Origin of the sequence: Actinomadura sp. NPDC048021 (genome assembly GCF_040653135.1) — a bacterium.
Classification (GTDB): Bacteria; Actinomycetota; Actinomycetes; order Streptosporangiales; family Streptosporangiaceae; genus Spirillospora; species Spirillospora verrucosospora.
The window spans coordinates 37,207-59,552 of record NZ_JBEZJQ010000022.1; the positions used below are offsets into that span (position 1 = coordinate 37,207).

17 protein-coding genes are annotated in these 22,346 nt (G+C 74.9%); 11 read left to right on the forward strand and 6 right to left on the reverse strand.

The window, feature by feature from the left end; all coding sequences use genetic code 11:
* Positions 1-37: 37 nt before the first annotated feature.
* A complete protein-coding gene (locus AB0C87_RS30565) occupies positions 38-391 on the reverse strand; it encodes a YciI family protein (protein ID WP_345173347.1) in 354 nt (117 codons plus the stop codon).
* Positions 392-758: 367 nt separating this feature from the next.
* Here AB0C87_RS30565 and AB0C87_RS30570 point away from each other — a divergent pair, with 367 nt between their 5' ends.
* The gene (locus AB0C87_RS30570) at positions 759-1,688 is read left to right on the forward strand and encodes a helix-turn-helix transcriptional regulator (RefSeq protein ID WP_345173348.1); all 930 of its coding nucleotides are present in this window, start codon (positions 759-761) and stop codon (positions 1,686-1,688) included.
* A gap of 7 nt (positions 1,689-1,695) precedes the next feature.
* On the opposite strand, the gene AB0C87_RS30575 is transcribed toward AB0C87_RS30570, so the two are convergent.
* Positions 1,696-2,256 carry a dihydrofolate reductase family protein gene (locus AB0C87_RS30575; protein WP_345173349.1) on the reverse strand — a complete coding sequence of 187 codons (561 nt, stop codon included), beginning with the start codon at positions 2,254-2,256 and terminating at the stop codon, positions 1,696-1,698.
* Positions 2,257-2,395: 139 nt separating this feature from the next.
* Here AB0C87_RS30575 and AB0C87_RS30580 point away from each other — a divergent pair, with 139 nt between their 5' ends.
* The 5 genes from AB0C87_RS30580 to AB0C87_RS30600 all read left to right on the forward strand — a co-directional run bounded on the left by AB0C87_RS30580 (position 2,396) and on the right by AB0C87_RS30600 (position 13,285).
* Positions 2,396-5,608 carry a BTAD domain-containing putative transcriptional regulator gene (locus tag AB0C87_RS30580; protein ID WP_360580695.1) on the forward strand — a complete coding sequence of 1,071 codons (3,213 nt, stop codon included), beginning with the start codon at positions 2,396-2,398 and terminating at the stop codon, positions 5,606-5,608.
* 150 nt (positions 5,609-5,758) lie between these two features.
* Complete coding sequence (locus tag AB0C87_RS30585; RefSeq protein ID WP_360580697.1) at positions 5,759-9,103, forward strand: FtsX-like permease family protein; 3,345 nt, start codon at positions 5,759-5,761, stop codon at positions 9,101-9,103.
* The gene (gene cas5 / locus AB0C87_RS30590; protein ID WP_360580699.1) at positions 9,100-11,667 is read left to right on the forward strand and encodes a CRISPR-associated protein Cas5; all 2,568 of its coding nucleotides are present in this window, start codon (positions 9,100-9,102) and stop codon (positions 11,665-11,667) included. The genes AB0C87_RS30585 and cas5 overlap by 4 nt, the downstream gene beginning before the upstream one ends.
* Positions 11,667-12,596, forward strand: a complete 930-nt coding sequence (locus AB0C87_RS30595; RefSeq protein WP_345173355.1) for an ABC transporter ATP-binding protein — start codon at positions 11,667-11,669, stop codon at positions 12,594-12,596. The genes cas5 and AB0C87_RS30595 overlap by 1 nt, the downstream gene beginning before the upstream one ends.
* Positions 12,593-13,285 (forward strand): ABC transporter ATP-binding protein, encoded by a 693-nt coding sequence (locus tag AB0C87_RS30600; RefSeq protein WP_345173357.1) that lies wholly within the window; start codon positions 12,593-12,595, stop codon positions 13,283-13,285. Before AB0C87_RS30595 ends, AB0C87_RS30600 begins: the two co-directional genes overlap by 4 nt.
* A 3-nt stretch (positions 13,286-13,288) precedes the next feature.
* Here the strand turns inward: AB0C87_RS30600 and AB0C87_RS30605 are convergent, their stop codons facing one another.
* Positions 13,289-14,008 carry a hypothetical protein gene (locus AB0C87_RS30605; RefSeq protein WP_360580702.1) on the reverse strand — a complete coding sequence of 240 codons (720 nt, stop codon included), beginning with the start codon at positions 14,006-14,008 and terminating at the stop codon, positions 13,289-13,291.
* 101 nt (positions 14,009-14,109) lie between these two features.
* On the opposite strand from AB0C87_RS30605, the gene AB0C87_RS30610 reads away from it, so the two are divergent.
* Genes AB0C87_RS30610 through AB0C87_RS30620 form a run of 3 tightly spaced genes read left to right on the forward strand, consistent with a single transcriptional unit; the run spans position 14,110 to position 16,534 of the window.
* A complete protein-coding gene (locus AB0C87_RS30610; protein ID WP_360580704.1) occupies positions 14,110-15,309 on the forward strand; it encodes a Tm-1-like ATP-binding domain-containing protein in 1,200 nt (399 codons plus the stop codon).
* Complete coding sequence (locus AB0C87_RS30615) at positions 15,306-16,127, forward strand: phosphoenolpyruvate hydrolase family protein (RefSeq protein WP_360580706.1); 822 nt, start codon at positions 15,306-15,308, stop codon at positions 16,125-16,127. Before AB0C87_RS30610 ends, AB0C87_RS30615 begins: the two co-directional genes overlap by 4 nt.
* A complete protein-coding gene (locus AB0C87_RS30620; protein WP_179844124.1) occupies positions 16,127-16,534 on the forward strand; it encodes a cupin domain-containing protein in 408 nt (135 codons plus the stop codon). The genes AB0C87_RS30615 and AB0C87_RS30620 overlap by 1 nt, the downstream gene beginning before the upstream one ends.
* A gap of 531 nt (positions 16,535-17,065) precedes the next feature.
* Here the strand turns inward: AB0C87_RS30620 and AB0C87_RS30625 are convergent.
* Complete coding sequence (locus AB0C87_RS30625; protein WP_353833115.1) at positions 17,066-18,235, reverse strand: ROK family protein; 1,170 nt, start codon at positions 18,233-18,235, stop codon at positions 17,066-17,068.
* A 1,202-nt stretch (positions 18,236-19,437) separates the two neighbouring features.
* Between AB0C87_RS30625 and AB0C87_RS30630 the strand changes: the two genes are divergently transcribed.
* The gene (locus AB0C87_RS30630; RefSeq protein ID WP_360580707.1) at positions 19,438-19,920 is read left to right on the forward strand and encodes a hypothetical protein; all 483 of its coding nucleotides are present in this window, start codon (positions 19,438-19,440) and stop codon (positions 19,918-19,920) included.
* A gap of 254 nt (positions 19,921-20,174) precedes the next feature.
* Here the strand turns inward: AB0C87_RS30630 and AB0C87_RS30635 are convergent, their stop codons facing one another.
* Positions 20,175-20,828, reverse strand: coding sequence for a hypothetical protein (locus AB0C87_RS30635; protein WP_345173367.1), 654 nt, complete (start codon positions 20,826-20,828; stop codon positions 20,175-20,177).
* 112 nt (positions 20,829-20,940) lie between these two features.
* Positions 20,941-21,381, reverse strand: a complete 441-nt coding sequence (locus tag AB0C87_RS30640; protein WP_345173369.1) for a YchJ family metal-binding protein — start codon at positions 21,379-21,381, stop codon at positions 20,941-20,943.
* Here AB0C87_RS30640 and AB0C87_RS30645 point away from each other — a divergent pair.
* Positions 21,372-22,172: an SAM-dependent methyltransferase gene (locus AB0C87_RS30645; protein WP_360580709.1), complete on the forward strand. Its 801-nt coding sequence runs from the start codon at positions 21,372-21,374 to the stop codon at positions 22,170-22,172. The two genes, AB0C87_RS30640 and AB0C87_RS30645, sit on opposite strands and share 10 nt — an antisense overlap.
* Positions 22,173-22,346 lie beyond the last annotated feature (174 nt).

The following is a 22,346-nucleotide window of genomic DNA, read 5'->3' on the forward strand; positions in this document are numbered from 1 at the left end:
CGCCCCGGCCCGGCCGGGCGCCCGCCGGGCGCGAGCCTCACTGGCCGGGGAGGTCCTCCGGCCCGAACACCTGCTGGATGACGCCCTCGCCGTCGCCGACGATCGCCCAGAAGCGCTTGGACAGCTCGATGGCCTCCTCGCGGCTGCCCACCTCGATCAGCGCGAACCCGACGACCGTCTCCTTCGCCTCGGCGAACGGGCCGTCGAGGACGGTGACCTTGCCGCCGGACGACGTGATCCGGGTGCCGCCGGGCTCCAGCCCGCCGGTCGCGAGCAGCACCCCGCTCCGGGACATCTCCTCGATGAACCGGCCCATCTCCGTCTGCAGCTTCTCGTCCGGCGGCGCGGCGGGCGCAGAACCGTCGTCCGTCGTCATCAACAGGAACCGCATGTCGTCTCCTCTGTTCACCGGCCCGGTCCTTCCCGGTCCGTCACGAACGCGTCGAAGAACGTGTGACCGGATCGACATCCTGGCCGAGATCTTCTGGATTTTTTTCGTGCTCCGTATCGTGCCAGGTCACGGCGCTCTTGAGCCGGACGCTCCCGTACATTCCCCGAGATGACCACCAAAGAGGACATTCCGGACTAGTGGGCAAGTGACTCTCCAACGAGTAACTTCATCCGGTGGAAAGTTTTTCCGCACGTCGAGGAGGGCGTCCCATGGGAGTTCCGGCACCGGTGACCGGTGGGCCGTCCGCGCCGCGTGCCGGAGGTCCGGCGCCGCACGGGCGGTGCCGCGCCGCGGGGCGCGGGGCCTCGTGAGCGCCGCGGAACCGGAGGGCGACCGCGCCCGCGTCGCCCAGGACCACCGGGAGGCGGGCCCGACGGTGCTGCGCCTGCTGGTCGGCGCCCAGCTGCGCCGCTACCGGGAGGCCGCGGGCCTGTCCACCGAGGCCGCCGGGTACGAGATCCGCGGCTCGCATTCCAAGATCAGCCGGATGGAGCTCGGCCGGGTCGGCTACAAGGAGCGCGACGTCGCCGACCTGCTGACCCTCTACGGCGTGACCGACCCGTCGCTGCGCGAGCCGCTGCTGGAACTGGCCGAGCACGCCAACGCGCCGGGCTGGTGGCAGCCGTTCGGCGACGTGGTCCCGTCCTGGTTCGAGCCCTACCTCGGACTGGAGCAGGGTGCGGTGCTCGTCCGCGTGTACGAGGTCCAGAACGTCCCGGAGCTGCTGCAGACCAGGGACTACGCCCGCGCCCTGATCGCGGCCCGCCACCCGGAGGCGGGGCCCGAGGAGATCGAGCGGCGGGTGGAGCTGCGGATGCGGCGCCGCCGCGTGTTCGAGCGCCCGGACCCGCTGCGGCTGTGGGCGGTGCTGGACGAGGCGGCGCTGCGCCGGACGGTCGGCGGCCGCGCCACGATGCGCGCCCAGATCGAGCACCTGATCGAGATGGCGGAGCGGCCGAACGTCACCGTGCAGATCGCCCCCTTCGCCTCGGGCGGGCCCGCGACGGAGAGCGGCCCGATGACGCTGCTGCGGTTCGCCGAGCCCGAGCTGCCCGACGTGGTCTACCTGGAGCAGCTCACCTGCGCGCTCTATCCGGACCGGGCGTCCGACATCGCCCGCTACCGCGACGCCCTGGACCGTGTCGGCGTCCAGGCCGAGCCCCCGGACCGCACCCGCGCGATCCTCCGGGCGGCCCTGGCCCGGTTCGGCGTTCCGCCGCGCCGGGCCGCCGGGTGACCGCTCGCTACCGCGCGCTGGGGACGTAGGTGGCGATGATGACGCCGGTCTTGAAGACCTCGGTGCCGGCCAGCTCGAACGCGGCCGAGAACTCGTCGGCGTTGAGCAGCTCGCCGGTCTCGCGGGCGCCGACGAGCACCGGGTGGATCCACAGGCGCAGCTCGTCCAGCAGGCCGTGCTCGACGAGCGTCCGGGACACCGGGCCGAAGCCGTACTGCAGGATGTCCTGACCGTCCTGCTCCTTCAGCTTGGCGATCTCCGTGACGGCCTCCGCCCGCGGGATCGCCGTCGTGTCGCCCCAGCCGGGCTTGCGGAGGGAGTCGGACACGACGTAGTGGGGCAGGCTGTTCATCCGGACGCCGAAGTCGCCGGTCGCCTCCTCCATGGCCGGCCACGCCTGGGAGAAGCCGTCGAACGTCTTGCGTCCCATCAGGATGGCGTCGCAGGAGAACAGCAGTTCCCTGGCGTAGGCGGCGGCCTCGTCCTGGAAGTAGGCCGAGGTCCAGTTCTGCGGGTTCTCGATGACGCCGTCGAGCGACACGTACGTCGAGTTGATGATCTTGCGCATGGTCTCCTCCGTCGGGTTGATCGTTCGCCTTCCGGCGCCGTGTGACCACTGTGCGCGGGACCGTTTACCGGATCCTTACGCTTCCTTTCCGGCGGCCGCCCGGACGCGCCGGAGAACGAGTTCGCATTAGGGTCGGAAGATGCGTTTCGGGCTGCTCGGACCGCTCGCGGTCTGGACCGACGACGGCGGGCTCGTCCCCGTGCCGGGGCTGAAGGTGCGGGCGCTGCTGGCGGACCTGCTCGTGCACGAGGGCCGTCCGGTCCCCGCCGACCGGCTGGTCGACGACCTGTGGGGCGACGCGCCGCCCGGGAACCCGATGGGCGCGCTGTCGGCGAAGGTGTCGCAGTTGCGCCGCGTCCTGGAGGACGCCGAGCCGGGCGCGCGGGCCCTGGTGGAGTCGCGCCCGGCCGGGTACCTGCTGGCCGCCGCCCCCGAGCGGGTCGACGCCCGGTCCTTCCAGTCGCTGGTCGAGCGGGCGCGCGGCGCGGCGGAGCCGAAGGAGAGGGCGGCGCTGCTGGCGGAGGCGCTCGGACGGTGGCGCGGCCCCGCGCTGGCCGACTTCCGCGACGAGGAGTTCACCCGCGCGGCGGTGGCGAGGCTCGAGGAACTGCGGCTGACCGCGCTGGAGGAGCACGCCGAGGTGCGGCTGGCGCTCGGCGAGCACGGCGCCCTGGCGGGCGAGCTCGGCGGCGCCGTCGAGGAGCACCCGCTGCGCGAGCGGCTGAGGGCCGCGCACATGCGGGCCCTCTACGGGGCCGGACGGCAGAACGAGGCGCTGGAGTGCTTCGAGAGGTACCGGGTGCTGCTCGCCGACGAGCTGGGCCTGGACCCGGGCTCCGAGCTGGCCGAGCTCCAGCGGGCCATCCTGCGGCAGGACCCCGCCCTGGGCGGGCCCGCCGCCCCGGAGCCGCCGCGCCCGCGTTCGAACCTGCCCGTCCCGCCGACCGAGCTGATCGGGCGGGACGGCGCCGTCCGGGAGATCCGGGCCCGGATCGGCACCGACCGGCTGGTCACGCTGACCGGCCCGGGCGGGGTCGGCAAGACGCGCCTGGCGATCGAGACGGCGGCCGGCCTCGCGGACAGGTTCGGCGACGGCGTGTGGATGGCGGAGCTGGCGGCCCTGGAGCGCTCGACCGTGCCCGACCTCGCGGAGGTCGTGACGGCGATCCTCGACATCCGGGACGCGCCCGGCGAGCCCGCGGCGGCGCTCGACCGGCTGGCGGCGGCGCTCGGCGCCCGGCGGCTGCTGCTCGTCCTGGACAACTGCGAGCACGTGGTCGAGCAGGCCGCCGAGCTGGCGGACCGGCTGCTGCGCGGGGTGCCCGGGGTGCGGGTGCTGGCGACGAGCCGGGAGCCGCTCGGCCTGCCGGGCGAGGTCGTGTGGGCCGTTCCGCCGCTGGACGTGCCGGGCCGCGGCGACGACCCGGCGGCGTCGAGCGCGGTCCGGCTGTTCGCGGAGCGGGCGCGGGCGGCGTCGCGGGGCTTCCGGCTGGACGGGGACACGGCCGGCCCGGTCGGGGAGCTGTGCCGCAGGCTGGACGGCATCCCGCTCGCCCTCGAACTCGCCGCGACCCGGGTGCGGACGCTCGGGGTCGAGGGGCTCGTCGAACGGATCGACGACCGGTTCCGGCTGCTGTCGTCCGGGCACCGCGGCGCCCCGGCCCGGCAGCGCACCCTCACCGCGGTGATCGACTGGAGCTGGGACCTGCTGACCGGGCCGGAGCGCGCGGTGCTGCGCCGGCTGTCGGTGCACGCCGACGGCTGCACCGCCGACTCGGCCGAGGCGGTGTGCGCGGGCGGGGAGGTCCCGGACGCGGAGGTCCTCGACGTCCTGGTGCGGCTGGTCGACCGCTCGCTGGTCGTGATGACGGAGCGTCCCGGCGAGGGCCCCCGGTACCGGCTGCTGGAGTCGGTCGCCGCCTACGCGGCCGAGCGGCTGGCGGAGGCGGGGGAGACGCGGCGCGCCGAGGCCGCGCACAGCGCCCACCACCTGGCCCTGGCCGAGCGCGCGGCGGGCGGCCTCACCGGGCCCGACCAGGCGCGCTGGCTGGCGAGGCTGGACGTCGAGTCGGCGAACCTGCGGGCCGCGCTCGACGCCGCCGGGTCGGCGGACGAGGCGTTGCGGCTGGTCAACGCGCTCGCCTGGTACTGGTTCCTGCGCGGGCGGCTGACCGAGGCGCTGCGGTCGCTGGAGGCGGCCCTCGCCCGGGACGGCGGATCGCCGGACGTCCGGGCCCGCGCGCTGGTGTGGCGGGCGGGGCTGGCCGTGCTCAAGGGCGCCCCAGGCGACTGGAAGGCCCGCCGCGACGAGGCCCTCGCGCTCGTGGACGCCACCGGCGACGACCGCCTGAAGGCGTGGGCGCGCTGGTTCCTGACGTTCGCCCGGGCCGAGCTGGACGACACCGGCGAGGGCGCCGCGCGGCTGGAGGAGGCGCTCGCGGGGTTCCGCGCGTGCGGCGACCGGTGGGGCGAGGCGGCGGCGCTCGTCCAGCGCGCCATGCACGCCCACGCGCGCGGCGAGCCCGCCGCGCTGGAGCGCGACGCCGAACGGGCCGCCGTGCTGTTCGACGAGGTCGGCGACCGCTGGGGACGGCTCCAGGCGGTGGAGTGGCTCGGCGGGCTGGCGGAGCTGACCGGCGACTACGACCGGGCCGAGCGGCTCCATCACGACGCGCAGCGCATCGCCGAGGAGCTGCGGTTGTGGCCGGACGTCGCCATGCGGATGGCGTGGCGCGGCTGGATCGCCTACCTGCGCCGCGACCAGGCGTCCGCGCGGCGGCTGTTCGGGCGGGCACGGCGGGTCGCGGCGGAGCAGGGGTTCGCGCCCGCGGCCATGTTCGCCGACATCGGCCTCGGGCTGGCGGCGGAACGCGAGGGGCGGCTGGAGGACGCCGAGGACCGGATGCGGCCCCTGCTGGCGGCGGCGTCGCCGGAGGAGTTCCCGCCCCTGTACCTGCCGATGATCCAGACCGGGCTGGGCCGCGTGGCGGAGGCGCGGGGCGACGCGGCGTCCGCCGTCCGGTACCAGCGGGACGCGCTGGCCGTCGCGATCAGGTTGGAGGCGCCACGCGACCTGGCGGGCGCCCTGGAGGGGCTGGCCGGCGCGCTGGCCATGGCGGGGCGGCACCGGGACGCGGCGCAGGCCCTCGGGAAGGCGGCGGCGATCCGGGAGGCCGCCGGCGTGCCGCCCGCCCCCGTCGAGCAGGACGACATCGACCGGGCCGCCGCGCGGCTCGGGGACGCGGCCGGCCCGGACGCGCTCGCCGCGGGGGCGGGCCTCGATCCGGCGGAGATCCTGCGCCGTGCGGAGACCGTCCCTCCGGAGGGCGCGTCCGTATGGGCCGGCCGGTAGGGCGCGGGCGGACCGGCAGGGCGAGGCGGCAGGGCCTCCTGGGGACGCGCTTGCCTGGGTGATTCGCCCTATTGCAAGAAGGTTGCGAATAGTCGCGGATTCATCACGACCCCTTGTGGCCCCTCCCACAGGGGTTGATCATCACCCTTCGTGGGACGACGGGGGTTGGTGCTCAGCCGGATCATCGGCGATCGGACGCTGGTGCTGGCCGCCTGCGCGACCGCCCTCTTCGCCACGACCGTCCTCGCGGCCCTGGTCGGCTACACCGGCTCGGTGACCCGCGAGGGCCTGCGCCGCACCCTGGCGGACGCGACGTTCGAGTCGGTCGGGACGACGCTCGGCACCCACGTCCCGGCGAACGGCCTCCCCACGGTGCAGGGCCAGGTCGACCGGGCGCTGAAGCAGATCTACCGGGACGTCCCGCTGGCGGTCTCGATGAGCGTCCGCAGCGACTCCTTCACGCTGCCCGGCCAGGAGAAGAGCGAACACCCCGACCTGACGGCGTTCGAGACCTACACCGGCATCGAGAAGCACGCGCGGCTCACCGAGGGACGCTGGCCCGGCGCGGCCTCGGGCACGGGCTCCGGGGAGGTCGAGGCGGCCCTGCCCGGCGCCGCCGCCCGCGCGATGCGCGCCGGCGTGGACGACGTCCTCACGCTGCACGGCCGCGTCGACAAGAAGTCGGTCGTGAAGGTCCGCGTCGTCGGGCTGTTCGACGTCCCCGACCCGCAGGACTACTTCTGGCAGGACGACAAGCTCATCACGACCGGCGTCGAAAGGCTCACCTACACGAGCCACGGGCCCTTCGTGGTGCGGCCCGAGGTCTTCGCCGCCCGGTTCACCGGCACGGGATCCGAGGCGCGCTTCACCGTCATGCCGGACCTGCGCGGCGTCGAGCCGGGCGAGCTCGGCGCCCTCGGCGACCGGGTGGCCGCCGGCGGCGACACCTTCGAGAAGGCCGGCGACGGTGCGCAGTTCAGCGTCGCGACCGACCTGCCCGACCTGACCGCGCAGCTGCGCACCGCGCTCCAGGTCGCGCGGTCCACGATGCTCATCCCGGTGATCCAGCTCGTCCTGCTGGCGGGCTGCGCATGGCTGCTGGTCGCGCGGCTGCTCGCCGACCACCGGCGCGGCGAGGTCGCGCTGCTGCGCACCCGCGGCCTCGGCATGCGCCAGCTCGCCCGGCTCGGCCTCGCCGAGGGCCTGCTGATCGTGCTGCCCGCCGCGGTGCTCGGCCCGCTGCTGGCCGGCCCGCTGCTGCGCCTGGCCGGGCACGCGCCCGCGGTCCGGGACTCGGGGCTGCGGCTGGACGCCGGGCCGCTCCTGCCGCTGTGGACCGTCTCGGTGCTGACGGCGCTGGCCTGCGCCGTCGTCCTGACGGTCCCGACGCTGCGGGGCGCGAACCGGACCTTCGTGGAGGCCCAGGCCGGCATCGGGCGGCAGGGCCGCGGCGGCCTGCGCGGCTCGGGCACCGACCTCGCGCTGCTGCTCGTCGCCGGGCTCGCGATCTGGCAGCTCACCCGGTACGGGGCGGACGGCGCGGGCGGCGGCGCCCCCGGCGGCGGCACGGGCGGCATCGACCCGTTCATCGTGTCCGGCCCGGCTCTGGCCCTGCTCGCCGGCGGGGTTCTCCTGCTCCGCCTCGTGCCCGCCGTCACCCGCGTGGCCGAGCGGATCGCGACCCGCGGGCGCGGCCTCGTGGCCGTCCTCGGCACCCGGCAGGTCGGGCGGCGCCAGCTCCGCTACACCGGGCCCGTCCTGCTGCTGGTGATGGCGATGGCCGTCGGGATCCTGTCGGTCACGACGATGGCGACCTGGCGGCGGTCGCAGACCGACCAGGCCGACTTCCAGAGCGGCGCCGACCTGCGGCTGGCCGCCTCGGCCCGGGAGGGCGGCCCGGAGCCGCTCGGGCAGGCCGGGCGGTTCGCGGCGCTGCCGGGCGTCTCGGCCGCGAGCGGGGTCCTGCGCATGGACGCCGACCTCGGCACCGAACCCGCGACCCTGCTCGGCGTCGACGCGAGGAGACTCGGCCCGCTCCTGCGCGTCGGCCCCGGCCTGCGGAACGACCTGCGGTTGGACGAGCTGGCGCGGGCGCGTCCCGCCGCCCCGGCGCTGACCGTGCCCGGCACGCCGAAGCGGCTGCTGTTCGACCTGCGCCTCAGCCGCTCCGGTCCGGAGCCCGAAGTGCCCCCCGACTACGTGCCGCCGCTCGGCGAGGGCTACAAGTTCGTGGTGAGCATCGTCGACGCCGACGGGCTCACCCGGCAGGTGACCCTGCCCGGCATCGACGCGGACGGCGACGAGCACACCATCGCCCTCGACACCGCCCGGCTCGCGGGGAAGGACGGCGTGCCCTCCTTCCCGCTGGCGGTCCGCGGCGTCCACTTCAACTACGACGACAACAAGATCTCGGGCAGGCTCGACCTGGAGCTGCGGAGCATCGCCGGCGAGGGCACCGGCCAGGCCACGCGGCCCGCGGGGGCCCGCTGGGACGCGTTCGCCGGACCGCAGGACCTGGAGCATCCGATCAGGACGACCGCCGAGGAGGGCGAGGACGCACTGGCGACCCTCACGATCCCCTCGTCGCCCACCCTCGACCGCCAGGGCTTCTACGGCTACGCGACCGGTACCGCCGTCCACGCGATGCTCGGCACGTCCACCCCGCCCTCGCACGACACCAAGAACACCGACCTGCTGCCGGTCGTGCCGGGCGTCATCACCAAGGAGATGGCGAGCCGCGCCAAGGTCGGCGTCGGCGGCACCGTCACCGTGAACACCATCGACGGCGACCAGCCCGTCAAGGTCGCCGGCATCGCGCCCGCGCTGCCGAGCGTGCCGCCCGGCAGGCCGGGCGTCCTGGTCGACCTGCCCACCCTCACCCAGTCGCGGCTCGCCGTGGACGGTTCGGGCGGCGAGACCATCACGCCGCGGGAATGGTGGGCGTCGGCGCGCGGCGGCCGCACCGCCCCCGCCGTCCGGGAACTGGCCCGCCATCCCGCCTGGGGCGAGGTCGCGGCCGACCGCGTCGAGACCCGCGCCCGGCTCCGCGACGCCCCGCTGGGCGCGGCGCTCCAGGGCGCCCTCGTGCTCGGCTTCGCCGCGGCGCTGGCGTTCGCCGTCATCGCGTTCGTGGTGAACGCGGCGGTGACCGCGGGCGAGCGGTACCGGGAGTTCGCGGTGCTGCGGGCGCTCGGCGTCCCGCCCCGCCAGGTCGCCGGGATGCTCGCGACCGAGCAGGCCTACCTGGTCGGGCTCGGCCTCCTCGGCGGGACGGTCCTCGGCCTGGTCGTGGCGCGGCTCGTCGTCCCGCACGTCGTGCTGAGCGTGCAGGCCGCCGAGCCGTACCCGCCCGCGCACCTGGTCGTCCAGTGGCCCGTGGTGCTGGCCGTCCTCGGCGGGGTGGCGGCGGTGCTCGGGCTCGTGCTCGCGCCGGTCATCCGGACGCTGCGGCGCCGGAACCTCGGCGCCGGCCTGCGCGTGGGGGAGGACCGATGAGGAGTGCCGGGACGCGGCTCGCCCGCGCGCAGTGGGCGCCGCTCACCGCGCTGGCCGTGCTGATGCTGGTGTCGGCGCTGCTCGCCGTCGCCGTCCCGTCCCGGACGACCGCCGGGTACGACCGCGCCGCGGCCGCCGCCGTCGGCGCCGACGCCGACATCCACGTGAAGGGGGAGGCCGGAGGCTCCGCCGCCTTCGCGGCCGTTCCCGGCGACGCGGCCCTGAACTCCCACGCCCTCGCCTGGCGGGACCGGCTGCCCCGCTCCCTGGCCGGGGTCGTCGGCGAGCCCGAGTCGTCGGTCACCTCCCCGGGCGACCGCGTCGAGGGGGACTTCCGCCGCCCGAGGATCCTCTACCTCGGCTGGGAGCCGGGCGCCTGGCGGCGCGTCCGCCTCGTCTCCGGCCGCTACCCCTTCAACAAGCCGGGGCAGACGAGCGGCGACATCGACGTGCTGGTCGCCAAGAGGTACGCCGACCAGCTCGGTTACAAGGCCGGCGACCGGATCGACCTCGGCGGCAGGGGCGTCCGCATCAGCGGCCTGTACGCACCGTTGAACGCCGCCGACCAGTTCTGGCGGCCGCGCGCCCGGATCCTGCACCCGACCGTCGAGTACCTCCCCAACAGCACCATCGAGGCCGACGCGGGCACGGCGCTGATCGATGCCACCGCGTACTCGCGCCTCACGCGCGACCCGCATCTGAAGCTGCTCTACGACTGGCGGTTCCCGGTCCGCACCGGCGCCGTCAGCGCCGAGCAGACCCGCGTCATGGTCCGCGACCTCGACGCCTTCCGCTCCGCCGTCGAAGGGCGCGCCGACCTCTTCCCCTGCGAGGTCTCCACCGCCCTGGACAACCGGCTGAAGGAGTTCATCGAACGGCTCCACACCGCCCAGTCCGTCCTCGGCCTCGCCTTCGGCGGCCTCGTCGCCGTGGCCGCCGGGCTGCTGCTGCTCGCCGCCGGGCTGTTCGGCGAGCGGCTCCGCCCGCTCCTCGGCGTGATGCGGGCCCGCGGCGCGTCGCTGCGCCAGCTCGCCGCGCCCGCCTGCGGGCTGACCGCGCTCGCCGCCGTCCCGTCCGCCCTGCTCGGCTACGCGGCGGGACGGCTGCTGGACGCCGGCCCGCCGCAGGCCGCCTCGCTGTACGCGATCGGGCTGCTCGTCCTGGCCGTGCTCGGGGTCTCGGCGACCATGGTCCTGCGGGAGCGCGGCGGCGGGCTCGGCTCGGTCGCCGAACGCCGCGACGACCTCGTCGCGGCGCGGCCCTCCCGGCGGCGGCTCGTCATGGACGGCTTGCTGGTGGTGCTCGCGGTGATCGGCGTCGTGCTGCTGCGCGAGCGCGGCCCGTCCGCCGGCACCGACCCGCTCGTCGCCGCCGTCCCCGCCCTGCTCGGCGCGGCGCTCGGCGTGCTCGTCCTGCGCGCCTACCCGTACCTGCTGCGCGCGGCCGGGCCGCTGCTGCGGCGGCGGACCGGGGCCGTCGCGTTCATCGGCCTCGCCCGCGCGGCCCGGCAGAACCTCGTCGGCGCGCTGCCGCTGGCCGTCCTGCTGCTCGCCGCGACCATCGCCGGCTTCACCTCCACCGTGGACACCGCGCTGCGGATCGGGCAGGAGCGCGCCTCCTGGGCCGAGACCGGCGCCGAGGCGCGGGTCGAGGCGGGGGCGCTGGACGAGGCCGGGCTCCGCCGCATCCGCGCGGTGCCCGGCGTCACCGGCGCCGTCCGGGTCCGGGTCATCGCGCGGGCCTCGTCCGCCACCGACCCGGCGCCGGTGACCGTGGTCGGCGTGGACCTCGACGCCTACCGGAGGCTGGCGCCCGAAGTGCCCGGCATCCCGGACACCTCGGGCGCGCTGGTGTCGCCCCTGGCCGCCCGCACCCTGGGCTCCGGCACCGTGACGCTCGGCCGCGCGGGCATGGACCCGGTGACCGTCAAGCCGTCCGGCCAGATCGCGCGCTTCCCCGGTCAGGAGAAGAACAGCGCCTTCGTGATCGTCCCTTACCGGACGGTCGCCGGTGCGACGGGTTTCCCGTCCCACGTCTTCCTCGCGGGCGGCCACATCGACGTCAAGGCGCTGCGCGCCGCGGCCCCGGGGGACGACATCGTGCTGCGGCAGCGGGTGCTGCGGGAGATGACGGGGCTGCCGCTGGTGTCGGTCGTCCACGAGACCTTCCGGAACGGCGCCCTCGCGGGCGGCGCGTACGGGCTGCTCGCCGTCCTGCTGATGCTCGTCGTGGGCGCCCGCGCCCGCGGCCGGACGATCGCGCACCTGCGCGCCCTCGGGCTGAGCCGCCGGCAGAGCCGCCGCCTCGCGCTCGTGGAGGTCGCGCCCGTCCTGCTGTGCGCGGTCGGCGCCGGGTGGGTCCTCGGCCTCCTGCTGCCGGAGATCACCGGACCGGCCGTGGACCTGCGCCCCTACACCGGCGGCTTCGCCGTCACCGCGCACGTCCCGGGACTTCCGGCGCTGCTCGGCCTGCTCGCCGCGCTGCTGCTGGCGGCCGCCGCCGCCATCGCGGTCGACCGCGCCTTCGACGCCGACCCCGCCGACGCTCTGAGAACGGGGGAGTGATGACCGACACGACCGATCTCGCCGAACTGGAGCGACGGGCCGCCGAACGCGGCCCCGTCTACGGCGAGGGCGCCCACATCGTCTGCGACAACCTGGTGCGCATCTACAAGACCGACGGCGTCGAGGTCGTCGCCCTCCAGGGCCTCGACCTGCTGATCGACCCCGGCGAGCTCGTCGCCATCGTCGGCGCCTCCGGGTCGGGGAAGTCGACGCTGCTGAACATCCTGTCCGGCCTGGACGTGCCGACCGCCGGCGTCGCCCGCGTCGCCGGGTCGGACCTGCTCACCATGGCGTCCAAGGAGCGGCTGGAGTTCCGGCGCGAGAAGGTCGGGTTCGTCTGGCAGCAGACGTCCCGCAACCTCCTGCCGTACCTGACCGCCGCGCAGAACGTCGAGCTGCCCATGAGGTTCGCCGGGCGGTCGCGCCGCGAGCGCGCCACCCGCGCCGCCGAGCTGCTCGGCATGCTGGACGTCGGCGACTGCGCGGGCCGCCGCCCGGCGGAGCTGTCCGGTGGCCAGCAGCAGCGCATCGCGATCGCCGTGGCCGTCGCCAACGAACCCCAGGTCGTGCTGGCCGACGAGCCGACCGGCGAGCTCGACACCGCCACCGCCGCCGGGGTGTTCGCCGCCCTGCGCCGCGTCAACGAGGAGCTCGGCACCACCACCGTCGTCGTCACCCACGACACGCAGGTGTCCGAGCGCGTCGACCGGACCGTCGGCATCCGCGACGGCCGCACCAGCGTCGAGGTCCGCCGCCGCTCCGAGGACGACGGGACCCGCGTCGTCGAGGAGTACGCCCTCCTCGACCGCGTCGGCCGCGTCCAGCTGCCCAAGGGCTTCACCGAGGCCCTGGACCTGCGCGACCGCGTCCGCCTCGCGCTGGAGAGCGACCATGTCGGCGTGTGGCCCGACCGGGAGGAGAACCGATGACCGCGCCGATGGTGGCCGTGGAGGGGCTGGTCCGCACCTTCCGGACGGGCAGGATCGAGGTCCCGGCCCTGCGCGGGGCGTCCTTCACCATCGCGCCCGGCGAGATCGTCGCCGTCCGGGGCCGCTCGGGCTCCGGCAAGACGACCCTCCTCAACCTGATCGGCGGCCTGGACAGCCCGGACGGCGGCACCGTCCGCGTCGACGGCCGCGACGTCGGCGCGCTCTCCGAGGACGAGCTGCTCGCCCTGCGCCGCGACGACATCGGCTACGTGTTCCAGTCGCACGGACTCATCCCCGTCCTGTCGGCCGCCGAGAACGTCGAGGTCCCGCTGCGCCTCGTCCGCACGCCGCCCGCCGAGCGCGACGAGCGGGTCCGCGTCCTGCTGGGCCTCGTCGGCCTGGCCGACCACGCGCTGCAGCGCCCCTACGAGCTGTCCGGCGGCCAGCGCCAGCGCGTGGCGATCGCCCGCGCCCTCGCCAACCGGCCCCGCCTGCTCCTGGCCGACGAGCCCACGGGCCAGCTCGACTCCGAGACCGCCGCCGCCATCATGCCGCTGTTCCGCGCGGTCGTCTCCAGCGAGGGCGTGACCGTCCTGGTGGCGACCCACGACGAGACCCTCCTCGCCGAGGCCGACCGCGTCCTGACCCTGGAGGACGGCTCCGTCACCGAGGCGTCCGTCCCCGCCTGACCGTCACCTGGCGAGGCCGTTCCCCCGGGTCGTGTAGACGCGGGCCCCGACGGCCAGGAGGACGGCCGCGGGCAGCCAGACGGCCGCCGTGGCCCAGAAGTCCTCGCCGACGGCGTTCGCGGCGAGCGGGGAGAACAGGCCGGCGAAGAACACGCCGACGGCCAGGCCGAGGGTGGCGACCATGCCCCGGCTCGGGCCGGCGCGCCGTCCCAGCCTCCAGACGCACGCCGCCGTGACCAGGAGGCCGGGCGGAATCATGATCAGCCCGGCGATGAGGGACCGGGCGCGCAGGTCGGCCGGGGCGGCGTCGGTGTCCTGCGACTCGCCGCGCGCCGCGATCTCGGTCAGCCGCCCGCGCCAGACGGTGCCGGTGACCCGGTCGCCCCTGCCGAGATCGCCGATGACCGGGCCCCGGTCGGTGTAGGCCGTCTCCCACCGGTGGCCGTCCGTGCCGGTCAGGGTGACGGTGTCGAGCCTGCCCCGCCTGGACGTCAGCCGGACGCCGGCCACGGTGAACTCCCGCGTCCAGCGGCACTCGGCGGGCCGGGCCGGCGCGGACGGGCAGCGCGGCGCGGCCCGGTAGGCGTCCAGGTCCCGGGTGCCGTCCGGGACCTGCGTGACCATCAGGACCACGGCGAGCGCCACGAAGACGACGGCCGCCAGGAGCGTGAGCACGGTCGCGACGGTGCTACGCAGGACTCCGGCGAGAGAGGGCTGGGGCATGCCCAGATTGTCCCGTTCCAAGAAGGGTGGCGCTCACCAGGGGGACAGGCTTGCGAAGTGATCGTCGGGGGAATCGGTATCGGGGGAACGGAGGGGACGCGATGGCGACCGTGGTACTGGTGGGGACGCTCGACACCAAGGGCGCGGAGTACGCGTGGCTCCGCGAGCGGGTGCGTGAGCTGGGCTGCGACACCGTCCTCGTGGACGCGGGGGTCGGGCCGTCGGAGGTGACGGCCGACGTCACCGCCGAGGAGGTCGCGGAGGCCGGGGGCGCCTCGCTCCAGGCCCTGCGGGACGCCGGCGACCGGGGCGCGGCCGTCACGGCGATGGGGGAGGGCGCGGCGGTCGTCCTCGCCGCGCTGGACCGGGTGGACGCCGTGCTCGCCGTCGGCGGGAGCGGCGGATCGTCGATCGCCGCGCGGGCCGTCCGGGACCTGCCCATCGGACTGCCCAAGCTGATCGTGTCGACGATGGCGTCGGGGGACGTCTCGCCCTACGTGGGCGCCAAGGACGTCACGCTCACCTACAGCGTCGTCGACATCGCGGGCCTGAACCGGCTGTCGCGCCTGATCCTCGGGAACGCCGCCGCGGCGGCGGCCGGGATGGCGAAGGCGCACGCCGTCCCGGAGCCCGCCCCGGACGAGCGGCCCCTCGTCGCGGCGTCCATGTTCGGGGTCACGACCCCGGCGGTGGACGCCGCCCGGGAGCGCCTGGACGAACTCGGCTACGAGGTGCTCGTCTTCCACGCGACGGGCGCCGGAGGACGGGCGCTCGAAGGGCTCGTGGAGAGCGGCCTGCTGGCCGGGGTGCTCGACCTGACCACCACCGAGCTGGCGGACGACCTCGTGGGCGGCGTCCTGTCGGCGGGACCCGACCGCCTCACCGCCGCGGGACGGCACGGCGTCCCGCAGGTCGTGGCGCCCGGCGCCCTCGACATGGTCAACTTCGGGCCGCGCGGCACCGTCCCCGAGCGGTTCGGGCAGCGGATGCTGTACGTCCACAACCCCACCGTGACGCTCATGCGGACGACGGCCGAGGAGATGGGCGAGCTGGGCCGCCGGATGGCGGCCAAGCTGGCCGCGGCCACCGGGCCGACCGCGCTGTTCGTCCCGCTCAAGGGCGTGTCGGCGCTCGACGCGCCCGGCATGCCGTTCCACGATCCGGTGGCCGACGTGGCCTGCTTCATGGCGCTGGAGGACGTCGCGGGGGCGGAGATGCTCGACATGCACATCAACGACCCGGAGTTCGGCCGGGCGATGGCCGACCGGCTGCACCGGCTGATCTCGGAGGGCGCGCAGTGAACCGCGAGACCGTCCTGTTCCGGCTGCGGAACACCGTCGAGGAGGGCAGGCCCGTCATCGGCGCGGGCGCGGGCACCGGGCTGTCCGCCAAGTGCGCCGAGGCGGGCGGCGTCGACCTGATCATCATCTACAACTCGGGCCGCTACCGGATGGCCGGACGCGGGTCGCTGGCCGGCCTGCTCCCGTACGGGGACGCCAACCAGATCGTGGTGGAGATGGCGTCGGAGGTGCTGCCCGTCGTCCGGGACACGCCCGTCCTGGCCGGAGTGTGCGGCACCGACCCGTTCCGGGTGATGCCCGTCTTCCTCGACCAGCTCAAGGCCATGGGCTTCGCGGGCGTGCAGAACTTCCCGACGGTCGGGCTCTACGACGGCGTCTTCCGGCAGAACCTCGAAGAGACCGGCATGGGCTACGACCTGGAGATCGAGATGGTGCGGCTCGCCCACGAGCGCGGCCTGGTCACCGCCCCCTACGTCTTCGACGAGGACCAGGCGCGGGCGATGACCGAGGCCGGCGCCGACGTGCTCGTCCCCCACGTCGGCCTCACCACCAAGGGCAGCATCGGCGCCGGGACGTCCCTGACGCTGGACGAGGCGGTCGAGCGCGTCCAGGCCATGCGGGACGCCGCGGCCGCCGTCCGTCCCGACGTCCTCGTGCTGTGCCACGGCGGCCCCATCGCCGAACCGGACGACGCCGCCTACGTCCTGTCCCGGACGGAGGGCGTCGTCGGCTTCTTCGGCGCCTCCTCCGTCGAGCGGCTCCCGACCGAGAAGGCCGTCACCGCGCAGGTCGCGGCCTTCAAGAACCTGGAGATCTGATGCTGAGGAACCCCGGTGACGTGGCGACCGCGACCTTCGACTGGGGGTCGATCAAGTGGTTCGTCACCCCGTCCGCGGTGCCCGGGGCGGGCAGCACCCTGGGCGAGGTGATCGTCAACCCCGGCAAGGGCCACGCCCGCCACCACCATCCGAACGCCGAGGAGGTCATCTACGTCATCTCCGGCGAGGCCGCGCAGATGGTCGACGACGGCGAGCCCTTCCTGATCCGCGAAGGCGACGCCGTCCACATCCCCAAGGGCGTCTGGCACTCCACCTACAACATGACCTGGCGCCCCCTGCGCCTGATCGTCACCTACACCCCCGGCGGCGAGGAGAAGGCCCTGGAAGCCGCCCCCGACCACTGCCTCCACGAACCAGGCGCCATCCCCGAATGGCGCCCCGCCTAACCACCACCCCCGTTCCCGCCCCCAGATGCGGACCCCATACGCGCTGGCCCGAACGCAACCGCCGCACCCCCCAAGCCCGTGGCCCCCCGAGCGCCGCTGCGCGGCTAGTTCCTGGCCGCCCAGCCTCGGGTGCAGGGCCCACACACTCTGGTCCGCCTCTGCGTAAAGCCCCGGGCGCATCCGTCCGCGACTCCGAGCCGCCTTGGGTCACCCGCGCGCCGCGCGCCGCTGCGCGGCTAGTTCCTGGCCGCCCGCCCCCAGGTACGGGGAGCGTGCGCCTTGGTGCTTCTTTGCGTGAGGTTCCCGAGCGCAGCCCGTCGCGCGGCTCCTAGCGGCGTTGGCTGCCCGAGCGCCGCGCGGGCAGCCAAGCGCCGCGCGGCGTTGCGTGGCCACGAACCGCGCGCTCGGCTCAGGTGCGGGATCTGGCGACCTGGTGCTCCTCCGCGAGGAGGGGCCGAACGTGGCATCCGCGATCCAGCAGCGTCCCTGGTGACGGGGTGCCGCGCTGGGGGCGTGGCCTGGCGCTCGGACTCACGTTCGGGACCAGGCGGCCAGGCCTTCCTCGGTGAGGAGGAGGTCGAAGGCGGCGTCCGCGGCTCCGGTGAGGGGGCCCTGCGGGCCGAGCGTCGAGGGCAGGATGGGCGGCGGCGCCGTGCGGCGGTAGCGCATCAGGGCCGCGGTGTAGCCGGTCTCCAGGGCCGCGGGCGCCGTCGCGGCCAGATCGGTGGCCAGGCCGGAGAGCGTGACCACGCCGGGATCGAGGGCGTTGGCGAGGGCGCCGATGCCCCGTCCCAGCGCGTGCGCGGCGGCGCCGACGGCCGAGCGGGCCGCGGGGTCGGACGACGCGGCGGCGATCACGTGCCCGGCGGCCGTGCGCGGGTCGCGGGGGGCGGGGCGGCCGAGGGCGCGGGCCATGGCGCGGCCGTCGACCTCCAGGTCCCAGCAACCGCGGGCGCCGCAGGGGCATTGGAGCGAGGGGTCCCCGAACGGCATGTGGCCGAACTCGCCGCCAGCGCCGGTGGCGCCGTCCACCGGCCGTCCGTCCACGACGAGGATGCCGCCGATCCCTACCTCGACCGTGAGGTGCAGGACCACCCGCGCCCCCGCGCCCGCGCCGCGTCTGGCCTCCGCCAGCCCGGCGAGCGAGGCGTCGTTGCCGACGAGCAGGGGAATTCCGGGCGGCCGGAGCGGTTCTAGGTCCACGCCGCGCCAGCCCATGCCCGACGCCTGGACGACCGTGGTCGCGCTGACCGTGCCCGCGACGCAGGCGGACACCGCACGGAGGCGGTGGCCGTAGCGGGCGTGCATGGCCGCCACGTGGTGGCCGAGCGTCTCGAGGACGTCCGGGGTGCCGGAGTGGCCGCCGGCCTCCTGCGCGACGACGCGGCCGCCCAGTTCGACGCAGGCCGCCTGCCACCGCTCGTGGCTGATGTCCACGACGCACACCAGCGGGCCGTCGCGGTGGGGCACGAGCGCGGGGGAGGGGCGGCCTCGCCCGCCGGTCAGGGCGGAGGCCTCCTCGTCGAGCAGCCGGGCCGCCTTCAACCGGCTCGTGATCTCGGTCGCGGAGCCGCTGCTCAGCCCCAGCGCCCGCGCCGCGTCCGCGCGCTTGACCGACGGGTGAGCGTGGGCGTGGCGGAGCATCGCCAGCGCTCCCTGGCTGCGCAGGGCGCGCGCGGAGTGCGCGGTCATCGGCTCCATGGGTGACATCCTGGCGTGCTCGACTTATCCTCGTCCTACGAGTTTAATAGGGAGGCGCGATGAAGCCCGCCGACACGGGCCCGGCCACCGGGCGGACAGCGGAGACACTCGGGCTGTACGCCGCCTTCGGGTGCCTCGGCTACCTGCTCACCGGGCTCGGTGCGATCCTGCCCCAGTTGCGGGAGGAGCGCGGCCTGCCCCGCGCCGAGGCCGCCCTCTACCCGTCCGCCTTCGCCCTCGGTCTGGTGATCGTCGGGCTGGTCGGACACCGCCTGGCCGCACGGCTCGGGCGGTACGCGATCCCGGCGGCCCTGCGCGCCGCCCAGCACGGCGATGGAACGGTCCAAATCGGCGAGGCCAACGCCGTTTCCAGCGCCGCGTCCGTCCTGTCCCCGATCCTCATCGGCGCCGCCCTGGCCCACGGCCTCGGCTGGCGCCCCGCCTTCGCCGCCCCGCCCCTCCTGGCCGCCGCCATCCTCCTTCTCCTCACCCGTCCACCCCGCCCCCCGATCAACGCCCCCACCGAGCCCGCACCGTCCCACGCCACCCCCGCGCCCACCGACCCGTCCAGCACCAAGCCCCTCAACGCTGCGCCAACGGACTACGAGTCGCCCGGGAACGAGCCAACGGCAGGCGCCGCAACCGAAGCCAGGCCTACCCGCCTCGGCGCGGCAGGTACTGAGCCTTCTGGCGCCTCTGTCGATCGCGGGTCGTTCGACGAGGAGTCGGCGGCGGGTGATGCTGCTGGTGTGGGGCCTTCCTGCCTTGGGGCCGCAGGTATCGAGCCTTCTGGCGTTTCTGCCGCTCGGGAATCGGCCGGTGAGGAGTCAGCATCGGGCGCTGTGTCCGGTGTGGGGCCTTCCTGCCTCGGCGCGGCAGGTGCTGAGCCTTTGGGTGCTTCTGTCGAGCGGGCATCGTCCGGTGAGGAGTCAGCGGCGGGTGCTGCGGCCGGTGTCCGGGCTTCCTGTGTTGGCGCGGCAGGTGCTGAGCCTTCCGACACGGGGACGGCCGATCGGGATTTGTTTGGGGAGGAGTCGGCGGCGGGTGGTGGGCGGGTTTCCTGCCTTGGTGTAGGCGCTGAGGCTTCTGGTGGGGAGGGTGCTGGCGGAGAAGGGGGTCGGTCCGTTCGCCGTGGGCGGGGCGGGGTTGGGTTCTGGGGACGGTGGGTCGATCTTGTGCTCGCGGTGGGGGTGGAGTTCTGCATGGTCTTCTGGGCGGCGGACTTCCTCGGGAGCGTCAAGGGGCTGGGGGCGGGGAGCGCGGCCACGTTGTCGGCGGGGTTCGTCCTCGGGATGGCCGCCGGACGGGCCGCCGCGGGGCCGGTCGTGCGGCGCGGAGGACGGCCGGACCGGCTGCTCGCCCTCGCGGCGGCCGTCGGCCTCGGCGGGTTCGCGGTGCTGTGGGCGTCGCCCGCGCCGGTCGCCGTCGCCGGGCTCGTGGTGACCGGGCTCGGGGTGGCGTTGCTGTATCCGGTGATCCTCGGCCAGGCCCTCGCCGCGCGGCCGTCCGAGCCGGCGCGGGCCGCGGCGCGGTGCGCGCTCGCGTCCGGGGTGGCGATCGGCGTCGCCCCGCTCGTGCTCGGGGCGCTCGCCGACCTCACCACCCTGCGCGCCGCCGCGCTCGTCGCGCCCGTCCTGCTGCTGGTGCTGCTGGCCCGCTGCGGACGGCGGCTCAGGAACCGATAGCGGCGCCCGGCCGCGCCTGGCCGCGCCCGGCCGCGCCCAGCGGGGCCCAGCCGCGCCCGGCGGCGGCTGGCGGCGGTCGGCTTGCGAAACGGTGTTTTCCGGCGTCTCGACCACGATCGCGTGGTGCGGAGCGGTGTGGCGCCGGACGCCGGACGGGTGGAGGTTGTCCAGGCCGTTCGCCCTCCGCGCCTCGGCCCCCGACTGGTCGTCGTCGAGGCGCGGAGTAAACGGCTTCCGTCGCGTTGGCGGGTGGGCTAGCTGTCGGCGAACGAGCAGTCGGCGGGGTTGTCCGGCGGCTGGAAGTCGCCGGTCGGGAGCTTCAGGGGCGCGTCCTTCACCGTGTACCCCTTCAGCCATTTCCCGAAAGGACCGGAACTGTTGGTGCTGAACGGCGCCGGCCCGACACCCATCTGCTGGCACTGCGGATAGACGACGCCCCACGAGAAGCCCATCCGGTCGAACTTGTGGCCGCGCGGCGACTGGTAGAACGTCAGGTTCGCGCGCTTCTGGTTCGGTGGAATGCCGTGCTCGTCGTCCTGCCGGATTCCGGACACGACCGCGACCGGCCCGGTCGCCATCACGTAGTCGACCTTGATCCAGCCCCAGTGGTGCTTCGACGGTCCACCGGGCACGTCCGGCGCGTAGTGGTCGAACTTCACCGTGCCGCGCGCCGCACCCATGATCATCTTCCCGTTGACGAACTTCCACGGGCCGCCGTGCGCGTCGACGATGAACCGCCGGTACGGGTACTCGGAGTCGCCCGGGTAGTTCAGCCACGCGTCCCCGGTGACGTGGGCCTCCTTCGGGACCGGCCCCTTGTCCTGCGCCATCGCGCTGCCGGTGCCGACCGCGCCGGCCGCGCAGAGAACGGCCATTCCGGCGACCGCGGCACGCCTTTTCCGTGACATGTGGATTCCCCTTTTCCGTGGGCGTCCATCGCCCGCATCCACACGTTCTCAGCGCCCGCCCAGGTCGTCCTTCCCCCGTACGGGCGATACCGCTCGCCCGTGGGATGGAATGTCAGCTCACTTTGCCCCGGACGTAGACCCATCTGCCGTCGTGTCGCACGAACCGGCTGACCTCGTGCATTTCACCGGGCTCCGTTCCCGTCAGGTAATGGGCGCGGAACTCCACGAGGCCCTTGTCGTCGTCCGGCCCGCCGCCCTCGGTGCGGACGACCTCCAGCCGCGTCCAGCGCGTGCCGTCCTCGAAGCCGATCCGCTCCGGACGTGTCGCCGGATGCCAGGTCGCGAGCAGGTACGCCTCGTCCTCCACCGCGAACGCGCTGAACCGCGACCGCATCAACCGGACGGCCGTCTCAGCCGTTTCCTCACCCCGGTGCAAGGGCCCGCAACAGTCCCGATACCGGGAGCCGACCCCGCACGGACATCTTTTCGCCACCTTCCGATTCTGCCTTGCGGGGCGGTACCCGCGCGGCGACGATGAGCGCCATGTCCGCACGGTTACCGCCCGAGATCGACACCTCCCGCCCCCATCCCGCGCGCATGTGGAACTACTGGATCGGCGGCAAGGACTTCTACGAGATCGACCGGCAGGTCGGCGAGCAGGTCGCGGCGGCGTTCCCCAGCGTCGGCGACGTCGCCCGCCACTCCCGCGCGACGCTCGGCCGCATGGTCCGCCACCTCGCCGAGCGGGAGGGCGTCCGGCAGTTCCTCGACATCGGGACGGGGCTTCCCACGCACGACAACACCCACGAGGTCGCCCAGCGCGTCGCGCCCGAGACGCGCGTCGTGTACGTCGACAACGACCCGCTGGTCCTGCTCCACGCGCGGGCGCTGCTGACCGGGCGCCCCGAAGGCAGGACGGACTACGTCCAGTGCGACGTCCGCGACCCCGGCCGGATCCTGGACGAGGCCGCCCGCACCCTCGACTTCGGCAGTCCGGTCGGCCTCATCATGTTCGGGATCATGGGCAACGTCGTCGACGACGGCGAGGCGCACGCCATCGTGCGGCGGCTCCTCCACGCGCTCGTCCCGGGAAGTTTCGCGGCGTTCAACGACGGCACCGGCGTCGTCGACCGGAAGGGCCGCGAAGAGGCCGTGCGGATCGCCGTCGAGCAGGGCTCGACGCCCTATGTCGTCCGCAGGCCCGAGCAGATCACCGAGTTCTTCACCGGCCTCGAACTGCTGGAGCCGGGCGTCGTCTCCACGTCCCGCTGGCGGCCCGAGGCGACGCCGTTCGGCATGCCGGAGCCGGTGGACGCCGCCTGCGGCCTGGCCCGCAAGCCCTGACCCGGCGGTCGCCGCGAGGTGTCGCATCCGGCCGCCCGCCGATCGCCCAGGAGGTGGAAGACCCCGTACGACTCGAAGGATCTTCACCTGCTGCCACCCCGCGCTGCCCGTGGCGGCGCAGGTGGACGTGAGGTCGGGAGCCCGCTTCGCGCGACAAGATCGTTTTGTCAGGCT

Excerpts from the sequence above, each read along its gene's own strand:
- AB0C87_RS30565 (WP_345173347.1), bottom strand. The coding sequence starts at position 391 with ATGCGGTTCCTGTTGATGACGACGGACGACGGTTCTGCGCCCGCCGCG.
- AB0C87_RS30580 (WP_360580695.1), top strand. The coding sequence starts at position 2,396 with ATGCGTTTCGGGCTGCTCGGACCGCTCGCGGTCTGGACCGACGACGGC.
- AB0C87_RS30630 (WP_360580707.1), top strand. The coding sequence starts at position 19,438 with ATGGTCTTCTGGGCGGCGGACTTCCTCGGGAGCGTCAAGGGGCTGGGG.
- AB0C87_RS30620 (WP_179844124.1), top strand. The coding sequence starts at position 16,127 with ATGCTGAGGAACCCCGGTGACGTGGCGACCGCGACCTTCGACTGGGGG.
- AB0C87_RS30610 (WP_360580704.1), top strand. The coding sequence starts at position 14,110 with ATGGCGACCGTGGTACTGGTGGGGACGCTCGACACCAAGGGCGCGGAG.
- cas5 (WP_360580699.1), top strand. The coding sequence starts at position 9,100 with ATGAGGAGTGCCGGGACGCGGCTCGCCCGCGCGCAGTGGGCGCCGCTC.
- AB0C87_RS30575 (WP_345173349.1), bottom strand. The coding sequence starts at position 2,256 with ATGCGCAAGATCATCAACTCGACGTACGTGTCGCTCGACGGCGTCATC.
- AB0C87_RS30600 (WP_345173357.1), top strand. The coding sequence starts at position 12,593 with ATGACCGCGCCGATGGTGGCCGTGGAGGGGCTGGTCCGCACCTTCCGG.
- AB0C87_RS30645 (WP_360580709.1), top strand. The coding sequence starts at position 21,372 with ATGTCCGCACGGTTACCGCCCGAGATCGACACCTCCCGCCCCCATCCC.
- AB0C87_RS30595 (WP_345173355.1), top strand. The coding sequence starts at position 11,667 with ATGACCGACACGACCGATCTCGCCGAACTGGAGCGACGGGCCGCCGAA.
- AB0C87_RS30605 (WP_360580702.1), bottom strand. The coding sequence starts at position 14,008 with ATGCCCCAGCCCTCTCTCGCCGGAGTCCTGCGTAGCACCGTCGCGACC.
- AB0C87_RS30635 (WP_345173367.1), bottom strand. The coding sequence starts at position 20,828 with ATGTCACGGAAAAGGCGTGCCGCGGTCGCCGGAATGGCCGTTCTCTGC.
- AB0C87_RS30625 (WP_353833115.1), bottom strand. The coding sequence starts at position 18,235 with ATGGAGCCGATGACCGCGCACTCCGCGCGCGCCCTGCGCAGCCAGGGA.